Origin of the sequence: Xanthomonas sp. LMG 12459, from assembly GCF_009192905.1 — a bacterium.
GTDB classification, from domain to species: domain Bacteria; phylum Pseudomonadota; class Gammaproteobacteria; order Xanthomonadales; family Xanthomonadaceae; genus Xanthomonas_A; species Xanthomonas_A sontii.
Genome location: NZ_NSGT01000037.1, coordinates 49,499 through 59,994, shown reverse-complemented (window position 1 = coordinate 59,994; position 10,496 = coordinate 49,499). Strand labels below are relative to the sequence as shown.

7 protein-coding genes are annotated in these 10,496 nt (G+C 67.1%); 3 read left to right on the top strand and 4 right to left on the bottom strand.

The annotated features are described in order from the left end of the window. A partial coding sequence (gene dtd / locus CEK65_RS10465) for a D-aminoacyl-tRNA deacylase (protein ID WP_152181676.1) occupies positions 1-306 on the top strand: 306 nt, incomplete at its 5' end. Between the two features lie 114 nt (positions 307-420). Next, a complete protein-coding gene (gene rpoD / locus CEK65_RS10460; RefSeq protein ID WP_010340704.1) occupies positions 421-2,283 on the top strand; it encodes an RNA polymerase sigma factor RpoD in 1,863 nt (620 codons plus the stop codon). A 225-nt stretch (positions 2,284-2,508) separates the two neighbouring features. Here the strand turns inward: rpoD and CEK65_RS10455 are convergent, their stop codons facing one another. From CEK65_RS10455 to CEK65_RS10445, 3 genes are all read right to left on the bottom strand, one after another. After that, complete coding sequence (locus tag CEK65_RS10455) at positions 2,509-3,795, bottom strand: AGE family epimerase/isomerase (RefSeq protein WP_152181675.1); 1,287 nt, start codon at positions 3,793-3,795, stop codon at positions 2,509-2,511. A gap of 90 nt (positions 3,796-3,885) precedes the next feature. Then, positions 3,886-5,190 (bottom strand): sugar MFS transporter, encoded by a 1,305-nt coding sequence (locus tag CEK65_RS10450; protein ID WP_152181674.1) that lies wholly within the window; start codon positions 5,188-5,190, stop codon positions 3,886-3,888. Continuing rightward, positions 5,187-6,236, bottom strand: coding sequence for a LacI family DNA-binding transcriptional regulator (locus CEK65_RS10445; protein WP_152181673.1), 1,050 nt, complete (start codon positions 6,234-6,236; stop codon positions 5,187-5,189). Before CEK65_RS10445 ends, CEK65_RS10450 begins: the two co-directional genes overlap by 4 nt. A 170-nt stretch (positions 6,237-6,406) precedes the next feature. Here CEK65_RS10445 and CEK65_RS10440 point away from each other — a divergent pair, with 170 nt between their 5' ends. Beyond that, positions 6,407-8,749 (top strand): GH92 family glycosyl hydrolase, encoded by a 2,343-nt coding sequence (locus tag CEK65_RS10440; RefSeq protein ID WP_226980546.1) that lies wholly within the window; start codon positions 6,407-6,409, stop codon positions 8,747-8,749. Between the two features lie 373 nt (positions 8,750-9,122). On the opposite strand, the gene CEK65_RS10435 is transcribed toward CEK65_RS10440, so the two are convergent. Further along, positions 9,123-10,169, bottom strand: a complete 1,047-nt coding sequence (locus CEK65_RS10435) for a prealbumin-like fold domain-containing protein (RefSeq protein WP_152181671.1) — start codon at positions 10,167-10,169, stop codon at positions 9,123-9,125. Positions 10,170-10,496 lie beyond the last annotated feature (327 nt).

Genomic DNA, 10,496 nt, shown 5'->3' with positions numbered 1-10,496 from the left:
GCCGAGCGCCTGCTCGGCTACCGGGTGTTTTCGGACGCCAGCGGTCGCATGAACCGCTCGTTGCGCGACACCGGTGGTGGCCTGCTGCTGGTCAGTCAGTTCACCCTGGCCGCCGACACGCGCTCGGGGATGCGGCCCAGTTTCACCACCGCGGCGCCGCCGGCCGAGGCTGAACGCGGCTTCAACCGACTGGTGGAGGTGTGCCGCGCGCAGCACCCGCCAGGGGTGGAAACCGGCCGCTTCGGTGCCCATATGGTCGTCAGCCTGGTCAACGACGGCCCGGTCACTTTCCTGCTCCGGCCGTAGACGCCGGCGCGTTCCTGGCGGAGCCGTTCAGGCTCCTCGTCCGGCAAGCGGCGGTCCGGGCTGTTATAATGCTAGGTTCACTCATTCACCTACCTGCCGGTGGCGCGAGCACTCATGGCCAACGAACGTCCTGCCCAGCAATCCGACATCAAGCAACTGATCAGCAAGGGCCTGGAACAGGGCTATCTGACCTACGCGGAAGTCAACGACCATCTTCCCGACGATCTGGTCGACCCCGAACAGATCGAAGACATCATCGGCATGATCAACGGCATGGGCATCGATGTCCATGAAGTTGCGCCCGATGCCGAAACCCTGTTGCTCAACGACGGCAACACCGGCAACCGCGAAGTCGACGACACCGCGGCCGAAGAAGCCGCCGCGGCGCTGACCGCGCTCGACACCGAGGGTGGTCGCACCACCGACCCGGTGCGCATGTACATGCGCGAGATGGGCACAGTAGAACTGCTGACCCGTGAAGGCGAGATCGCCATCGCCAAGCGCATCGAGGAAGGTCTCGGCCAGGTGCAGGCCGCGCTGGGGGCGTTCCCGCTGGCGGTGGAGACCCTGCTCGAGGACTACGAACAGCACAAGGAAGGCAAGAAGCGCCTGGCCGAGATCGTGGTCGGCTTCAACGACCTGATCGAGGAAGAGCCGGCGCCGCCGGTCGCGGTGTCCGACGACGACAGCGCCACCGATGCCGATGCCGACGAGGATGACGACGAAGACGTCGACACCGCCGAAGAGGATGCCGGTCCGACCGGTCCGGATCCGGCCGAGGTCGCGCGGCGCATGGAAGTGCTGGCCACCGAGTACGCCAAGTTCAAGAAGGCGCACGCCAAGAACGGCGCCGAGCACAAGCTGGTCACCAAGCTGCGCAACGACATCGCCGAGGTGTTCGTCACCCTGAAGCTGCCGCTGCCGCTGACCGACGTGCTGGTGCGCAAGCTGCGCGACACCATGGCCCAGGTCAAGGACCACGAGCGCCGCGTGCTGCATCTGGCCACCCACGTGGCACGCATGCCGCGCAAGGACTTCATCCGTTCCTGGGAAGGCAACCAGACCAACGTGGCCTGGGTCGACGACGCGCTCAAGCGCAAGCAGAAGTGGTCGTCGGCGCTGCGCGACGTCAAGGACCAGATCATCGCCGAGCAGGAAGCCACCGTGGCGGTGGAGCAGGCCACCTACCTGAGCCTGGCCGAGCTGAAGGAAATCAGCCGCGCCATGGCCTACGGCGAAGCCAAGGCGCGCAAGGCCAAGAAGGAAATGGTGGAGGCCAACCTGCGTCTGGTGATCTCCATCGCCAAGAAGTACACCAACCGCGGCCTGCAGTTCCTCGACCTGATCCAGGAAGGCAACATCGGCCTGATGAAGGCGGTGGACAAGTTCGAGTACCGTCGCGGCTACAAGTTCTCGACCTATGCCACCTGGTGGATCCGCCAGGCGATCACCCGCTCGATCGCCGACCAGGCGCGCACCATCCGCATCCCGGTGCACATGATCGAGACGATCAACAAGTTGAACCGTATTTCCCGGCAGATGCTCCAGCAGTACGGCCGCGAGGCCACCCCGGAGGAGCTGGCCAAGGAAATGGACATGCCCGAGGACAAGATCCGCAAGGTGATGAAGATCGCCAAGGAGCCGATCTCGATGGAAACCCCGATCGGCGACGACGAGGATTCGCATCTGGGCGACTTCATCGAGGACACCAACGTGGAGTCCCCGATCGAGAACACCACCAACATCAACCTGTCCGAGACCGTGCGCGACGTGCTCGCCGGGCTGACCCCGCGCGAAGCCAAGGTGCTGCGCATGCGCTTCGGCATCGACATGAACACCGACCACACCCTCGAGGAAGTCGGCAAGCAGTTCGACGTGACCCGCGAGCGCATCCGCCAGATAGAGGCCAAGGCGCTGCGCAAGTTGCGTCACCCGAGCCGCTCCGAGCAGCTGCGCAGCTTCCTCGACATCGACTGATCGCGCGCGGTTCGTGGTCGCGACAGAGCCCCGCCATGTGCGGGGCTTTTTCGTGGGTGAGGAGTCGGTGGCGTTGCGCAGGGTTGCAGTCCATGCAGCAGCCATGCGCTGTCATGTCAGCAGCCAGCCAAGCCTTGGGGGAGCGACTTCACTCGCGACGGGCATTCCTAGTGAAGCCTCGTCGCGACTGAAGTCGCTCCCACAGTGCATCTCCGCGCTATTCGCCTACGCGAACGCCTTGCTGCCGCGCATCACCGCCAGCACGTCGTGGCAGGCGCCCATGGTGTGGTAGTCGGTCTTGCCGGCCGGACTCTTCTCGTCGCTGTAGCTGCGGTTGTCGCGGCTGAGGATGCGGAACCAGGCGCCGTAGCGGTGGTCGACCAGGTGCTCCCAGGAATATGCCCACAGCTTGTCGTAGGCGGCGCGATACGCGGCATCCCCGGTGGCGGCCAGCAGCCGCGCCGCGGCGGCGATGGCTTCGGCCTGCACCCAGAAGTACTTGTCGTCGTCGCAGAAGTAGGTCGGCGCCGCGGCCACGTCGGGCACGCCGACCACCGGCGTCTCTTCGGTGCCGGAGGCGAAGCCGTAGACGATGCCGCCATGCTGCGCGTCCCAGCCGTGCGCCAGGGCGGTGTCGAACAGGTGCCGCGCGGTCGGCAGCAGCCACGCCGGTGCGGTGCCGGTGGACGCCTGCAGGTGCCCGTGCAGCAGCACCAGCAGCTTGGACCACTCGACCTGGTGGCCGGGCTGGAAGCCCCACGGCCGGAACAGGTGCTTGGGGTTGTCGCGGTTGTAGTCCCAGTCCACCTGCCAGTCGGCGTCGTAGTGCTCCCACACCAGGCCGCCAGCCAGCGCCGCCTGGCGGCGGGTGATGTGGTCGGCAAGCAGCAGCGCGCGCTGCAGGTAACGTGGCTCGGCGCTGGCCTCGTAGGCGGCGATCAGCGCTTCGCACAGGTGCATGTTGGCGTTCTGGCCGCGGTAGCTGGAGAACGTCCACTCTGGGGTGGCCTCGTCGCGGTACAGACCGGCGGCGGCATCCCAGTAGCGGGTTTCCAGCAGCTGCCAGGTCTCGTCCATCCACGCGTCGGTGTCCAGGCCGGCCTTCTTCGCGGTGGCGTAGGCCAGCAGCACGAAGGCGGCGCCGTAGGCGTGCTGGGTGCGGTCCTCGGCCACGCCGTCGCGCAGGGTCCACACGTAGCCGCCGCTGGCGGTATCGCGGTGCACCTCGCGCAGGTAGCGCAGGCCGTGGCGCGCCGCGTCCAGGTACTCGGCGGCCAGCGCCGAGTCGGCGAACTCGATCGCGGCCATCGCGTAGTTGAAGACGAAGCGGGTGCTGCTGACCAGGTGGCGATGGCCGGCGTCGTACACGCTGCCGTCGTCGCGGAAGTAGTGGAAGAAGCCGCCCGCCGGGTCGAGCGCGCGCGGGTGGTAGAAGGCCATGGTGTCGGCGATGTGTGCGCGCAGGACGGCGGCGTCGGCGAAGTCGGGCAGGGGCGTGGCGGGCAGGTTCATGCGGTTGGCTGGCGAGCTGGGTGAGGGAGGGGAAGGCAGTGGTGCGCGGCGGCGTGTGCGCCGCCGCCGCACCGGGAACGGATCAGCGGATCAGTGCATCACACGCGCGGTCGGCGCAGCGGTGGCCGCGGCCGCCGTCAACTCCGGCGACAAGCGCGAACCGCGCAGGCCGTACCAGACGATGTAGACGTAGCACAGCAGCGGGACCACGAAGGCATGCTGGATGCCGATCGCATCGGCCAGCAGGCCCTGCACCAGCGGCACGATGGCGCCGCCAACGATCGCCATGATCAGCAGGCTCGATGCCTTGCTGGTGAGCACGCCCAGGCGTTCGATGGCCACGGTGAAGATGGTCGGGAACATGACCGAATTGAACAGGCCGATCGCGATCACGCTCCACATCGCCACGTGGCCGGTGCTGACCATGGTCACGACCAGCAACAGTGCGGCGATGCCGGCGAACACCGCCAGCAGCTTGCGCGCGGGGATGAACTGCAGTAGCGCGGCGCCAGCGAAGCGGCCGACCATCGCGCCGAACCAGTAGTACGACAGATGGTGCGTGGCGTCGGCTTCGTTGAGGCCGCCGGTGGTGGGGCCGGAAATGTAGTTGATCAGGAAGCTGCCGATCGCCACTTCCGCGCCCACGTACATGAAGATCGCCACCACGCCCCACAACAGATGCGGGTGGCGCAGCGCGTCGGCGAAGCGGTGATGCGACTCGGCGCCGCTATCCTTGTCCTCCCGCAGCGACGGCACCCGCATGACCAGCATGAACACCGCCAGCAGCAGCAGGCCGCCGGCCAGCATCAGGTAGGGGATCTCCACCGTACGCGCCTGTTCGATGCGGTAGGCGGACAGCTGCGCGGGATTCATCGCCGCGATCTGGTCGGCGCCGAGCACCGCGCCGGCCAGGATCAGCGGGCCGATCAGCCACGGGAATACGGTGGTGCCCAGCGAGTTCAGCGCCTGGGCGAAGTTGAGCCGGCTCGGTGCCTTCTCCGGCGCGCCGATCAGGCTGATGTACGGGTTGGCCGCCACCTGCAGCAGGGTGATGCCGCTGGCCAGCACGAACAGCGCGGTCAGGAACAGTGGGTAGGAGGGCAGGCGCGCGGCCGGGTAGAACATCGCTGCGCCGATCGCCGCCACCACCAGTCCGATGACGATGCTGGCCTTGTAGCCGACCCGCGACACCACCGCGCCGGCCGGCACCGACATCAGGAAGTAGGCGCCGAAGAAGGTGAACTGGATCAGCATCGACTGCGCGTAGTTCATCTGGAACACGGCTTTCAGATGCGGGATCAACACGTCGTTGAGGCTGGTCAGGCCGCCCCAGGTGAAGAAGATCATGCTGACCACCGCGATGGCGGCGGTGTTGGACAGCGGGCGACGGCTCATGCAGCGACTCCGGGAACGGGCGAGAGGGCGACCCGGCTGCTGGCGCGCAGGCACAGCCGGGCGGGGGCGATGGTAAGCGCAGGCAGGGCCTGGCGGTGGCGCAGTGCGTCCAGCACCAGGCGTGCGGCCTGCATGCCGCGCTCGCGCGGGGCGACGGCGACGGTGGACAGCGGCGGGGTGGCGACGGCGGCCTCGGGAATGTCGTCGAAGCCGATCAGTGCGTAGTCGCGGCCGGCGATGCGGCCACGTTCGGCCAGGCCGCTGGCCAGGCCCAGCGCGACCACGTCGTTGTAGCAGACCAGCGCGGTCGGCAGCGGGTCGCGCGCGCACAGCGCGCCGGCCTGGCGCGCGGCTTCCAGCCGGGTCGGCGCGCATTCGATCAGCCACGCCGGGTCGACCGCGATGCCGCCGGCGGCCAGCGCCTCGCGATAGCCGGCACGGCGCTCGGCGCAGGAACTGGACTGGCGGTGGCCGCCGAAGAAGGCGATGGCGCGGTGGCCTTGCGCCAGCAGGTGTTCGGTGGCCAGGCGCGCGCCGCGGCGGTTGTCCAGCGCCAGCAGCGGCCAGTCGCCGTCCAGCGCGCGGTTGAACAGCAGCACCGGCAGGCGCGGCCCCAGCAACTGGCGCAACCGCGCCGCGTCGGTGTTCTCGGTGGGCGAGAGGATCATCGCCGCCGGGTGATGCTCGATCAGCGAGGCCAGCACGGTCTGCTGGCGCTCCGGCGATTCGCCGGTGCTGCCCATCAGCATCACGTAGCCGGCCTCGGCCAGCGCCGCGTCCACGCCGCCGGCGAACTCGGCGAAGAACGGATTGGCCAGGTCGTTGACCACCAGCGCCACCGCATTGGACGCGCGGCCGCGCAGGCTGGCCGCGCCGCGGTGGTAGACGTAGCCCTGGCGGGCGATCTCCGCCGCCACCCGCGCGCGCGTGTCCGCATGCACCAGCGGGCTGTTGCGCAGCACCAGCGACACGGTCGCCCGCGACACGCCGCAGGCGGCGGCGATGTCGGACACGGTGACGCGTTTGTCGGCGGAAGACGGCGCCACGGCGGATTAGACCGGTTCAAAAGGTCGCTCATCCTGCGCCGTCGTGATCCGATCCGCATTTTGCAGTGCAGCAAGGCATTGCAGTGGCTTTGTGCTATCCGTTTGGATCGATTCGATACGGGGAGCCTGCCTTGCGCAGCTCGAGGACGCTGGGCGGCGCTGCCGCGCTGCTGCTGGCCGCGCTGTGGCCGATCGCATCCGCCGTCGCAGCGGCGGGCGGTGATGCCGGCGAACGTGCGGTGGCCGCGGTGGACCCCTTCATCGGCACCGGCGGCGAGGGCCACACCTATCCTGGCGCCACGGTGCCGTTCGGCATGGTCCAGTTGAGCCCGGACACGCGCATCCAGCCGCGCAAGGACGCCTACGGCTGGGCTGCTGGCTACCGCTACGACGACCGCAGCCTGGTCGGCTTCTCGCACACGCATTTCTCCGGCACCGGCCACTCCGACCTGGGCGACGTGCTGTTGATGCCGATCAGCGGCGCGGTGCGGCTGGAGCGTGGCGACCCGGACACGCCCGGCAGCGGCTACAGCGCGCGCTTCCGCCACGACGACGAGCGCGCCGAGCCGGGCTACTACGCGGTGACCCTGGACGACGACAAAGTGCGCGCCGAACTCACCGCCAGCGCCCGCGTCGGCGTGCACCGCTACACCTACCCGGCCAGACAGCCGGCGCACGTGCTGCTGGACCTGCGCACCAGCCTGTACGACTACCCGGGCAAGATCAGTTGGTCGCGGCTGCGCCTGCGTGCCGACGGCACCGTCACCGGCTTTCGCGAGACCCGCGGCTGGGCGCCGGGGCGGCAGCTGTACTTCGCCCTGCGCTTCTCGCAGCCGCTGCGCGGCCACGCCTTCCACAACACCGAGCAGGACATTCCCTACAAGGGCTTTCCGCCGCCGGGCGACAACGACCCCACCCAGCGCGCGCAGATCGAAGGCCGGCAACTGGTGGGATCGTTCGACTTCGGCGACGCCCTGCGCGCGCCGCTGCTGGTCAAGGTGGCGATCTCGCCGGTCAGCGAGGACAGCGCCATCGCCAATCTCGACGCCGAAGTGCCGGGCTGGGATTTCGACGGCGTGCGCCGCGCGGCGCGTGCGCAATGGGCGCAGGCGCTGGGCGCGGTGGAGGTGGACGCGCCGCCCGCGCAGCGCACCCAGTTCTACACCGCGCTGTACCACAGCCTGCTCGGCCCGACCCTGTTCATGGACAGCGACGGCCGCTATCGCGGGCCGGACAACGCCGTGCACCAGGCGCAGGGCTACACCCACTATTCGACGTTCTCGCTGTGGGATACCTACCGCGCGCTGCACCCGCTGCTGACCATCGTGCAGCCGCCTCAACGCACCAACGACATCGTCAACTCGCTGCTCGCGCACCAGCGCAAAAGCCCCTACGGCGTGCTGCCGGTGTGGGCGTTCCATGGTCTGGAGACCTGGTGCATGATCGGCTACCACGCGGTGCCGGTGATCGCCGACGCGTACATGAAGGGTATCCGCGGCTACGACACCGACGCCGCGCTCAAGGCCATGGTGGCCAGCGCCAACTACGGCCCCTACGACGGCATCGCCCAGTACCGCGAACTGGGCTACGTGCCGATCGACGAGGAAGGCGAGGCCGCCTCCAAGACCCTGGAATACGCCTTCGACGACTGGACCATCGCGCGCATGGCCAAGGAGATGGGCCGCAGCGAGATCGCCGCCGCCTTCGCCAAGCGTGCCGGCAACTGGCGCAACGCCTTCGACCCGGACACCGGCTTCATGCGCGCGCGCAAGCGCGACGGCAGCTTCCGCACCCCGTTCGATCCGGACGCCAGCGGCTACGGCACCGACTACACCGAAGGCAACGCCTGGCAGTACTCCTGGTACGTGCCGCAGGACGTGGCCGGCCTGGCGCGTGCGCACGGTGGCGACGACAAGCTGCTGGCGCGGCTGGACCAGGTGTTCGACGCCAAGGTCGATCCCAAGGTGTTCGCGCACATGGAGGACATCACCGGGCTGATCGGCTGGTATGCGCACGGCAACGAACCCAGCCATCACGTCGCTTATCTGTATGCCTACGCCGGGCAGCCGTGGCGCACCCAGGCGCGGCTGCAGCAGATCATGCGCAGCCAGTACGCCGCGCGCCCGGACGGCCTGGCCGGCAACGACGACATGGGGCAGATGTCGGCCTGGTACGTGTTCACCGCGCTGGGCTTCTACCCGGTGGCGCCGGCCAGCAACCAGTACATCCTCGGCCGCCCGTTCCTGCCGCGCGCCACCCTGGCGCTGCCCAACGGCAAGCGCTTCACCGTGATCGCCGACGGCCTGGACGACGCGCATCCCTATGTCGGCAGCGTCACCCTCAACGGCCGTCCATTGAACCGCGCGTTCCTGCGCCACGAGGAACTCATGGCCGGCGGCGAACTGCGCTTCACCCTGCAGGCCACGCCCAACACCGCCTGGGCCGCGGGCGCGGCTACCGAGCGCGCGTTTTCGATGAGCCCAGGCGGGGCGGATGCGCCAGGGGGCCAATAGCACGGCCTTCCCGTGGGGAGGTACTGAGAACGTGGCAGCGACGAGCCGGTAGCGCGACTACCGCCACCGCCTTGTAGCGGTACGAGGAGCGCTGCATGAGGTGCGTCTAGACCGGCGTCGAGCGCCTGGCCCGCGGCCAACCTGGATCAGGCGCATGCCTTGTCGCGGCATGTGACAGCATGATGTCCAGTGCTTTTCAATGGAGACGGCCCGTCCCGCGAGATTCCTCCGAATCTTTGATGCTATTACGCGTGCCGCTGGAACGCCATTCGTTCGATTTCGGGCCTCGTTCAGGCCGAAACCTAAGTCTCCGTGCGCGTTAGAGAAGACGTCGGCAGTTGCTCCAATGCGCATGGAACGCTGTCGGAGATCGCTAGATGCAACCGAGCAGCCCGGCCCGCCCTTTAAAGAAGCCTTTAGGCGAAAGCGTGACTTTCACGGTCTGGCCAGGGGTCTTGATCTCGACGAATTTCTCGAGGACATCATTGAATCTGGATGTGAAATTCTCGGTCTGATAATAGGTGGTCACCGTAGGCCTGCCTTCGACGCCTTCCAGGCTGGTGCCCAGATTCCTGGTGGTGCTTCCCTGGACATCCAGCGCCATCGTCGCCAGGAGGTAGTAGTTTCCCGGCTTGAGGTTGGAGAATTGAAATTGTCCCTTGTCGTCGGTCATGCCATCGACGCGGACCTGCAGGGCCATTGGCGAGACCTTAAGGGTGTCGCGCCCCTGCTTCATATTCGACGAAAGCGCAATTGCTTCCTTGAGGTAGGGCGTAACCGGGAATAGGGAGATGGATTGGTTGCGCGCCAGGTAAGTGCCTCCGCCATTCTCCACGTGATGCACCGCGCAGGCCGTGCCCTTGATGGTGGAGGTGCCCGGCTCGAGCGCGGCCTGAGCAGCGCCAAGGTCGAAGACCGATCGGGGTTCCAGCACGTTGAGCTTGCCGGATGCCGATGCCGTGGACTTCGCGGTCCCTTCGTTCCTGCCGTCGCCGGTGTCTAGTCTTACCTTCGCCAACATCCCGCACATGGCGCTGCGCATGTCCTCCGGCTTGGCTTGCATGCCGGGCGGCAATACGGCAATGAGCGTCAATGTATTAAGGTTTCGGTCCGCCGTGGCAACGACATCAAAGCTGCGGGAGTTGCTCGTGGCGTCCTGGGAAAACGTGAGTTCCGTTTTCCCGCCTTCGCTCTTCTGTTCGCCGATGGTGAATCCTTCTTGCTTGGCGACTTGATGGATTTGCGCGATGGCTTCGAGTGGGTCCAGTTTTTCCGACGTTCTCCATGCGCTGAACATCAAGACCTGCGACGAGGAACTCATGCTGAAGTTCTCTTCGCAGGAGGCTGCACTGGCCATTGGCGCATGACACGCCAGCAAGGCGCCGAACGCCGAAAAACAAATGAGTTTCGAAAATCGCATTGCGCTCTCCATGCCCGATGAGCTCCGAGTCCTTGCGGATTGTAGTCGATGCCAATTGCTTAGTGACGGCGGGAGCCTTGCGACGGTACCAGGGCTGCCTCTTTACCGTTCGAGCCGCCACGGCATCCCTGCGACCTGCAGTACGGCGTGTAATAGGAGTGTGAATTTGCGATGAAGTTAAGACGCACTGCCGTGGCGATACGTCTCATTGCCCTCTGAAACGCCAGGGGCGGCGATGCGTTGGCGCCGGTCCATCCCATGCGCGTGCTCGCCAGCGTATGCGCTTGCTTAATGCCATGAACACGTTTCATTGGCATCCCCTGTGGT

Coding starts and splice junctions, on each gene's coding strand:
- rpoD (WP_010340704.1), top strand. CDS start 421: ATGGCCAACGAACGTCCTGCCCAGCAATCCGACATCAAGCAACTGATC.
- CEK65_RS10455 (WP_152181675.1), bottom strand. CDS start 3,795: ATGAACCTGCCCGCCACGCCCCTGCCCGACTTCGCCGACGCCGCCGTC.
- CEK65_RS10450 (WP_152181674.1), bottom strand. CDS start 5,190: ATGAGCCGTCGCCCGCTGTCCAACACCGCCGCCATCGCGGTGGTCAGC.
- CEK65_RS10435 (WP_152181671.1), bottom strand. CDS start 10,169: ATGCGATTTTCGAAACTCATTTGTTTTTCGGCGTTCGGCGCCTTGCTG.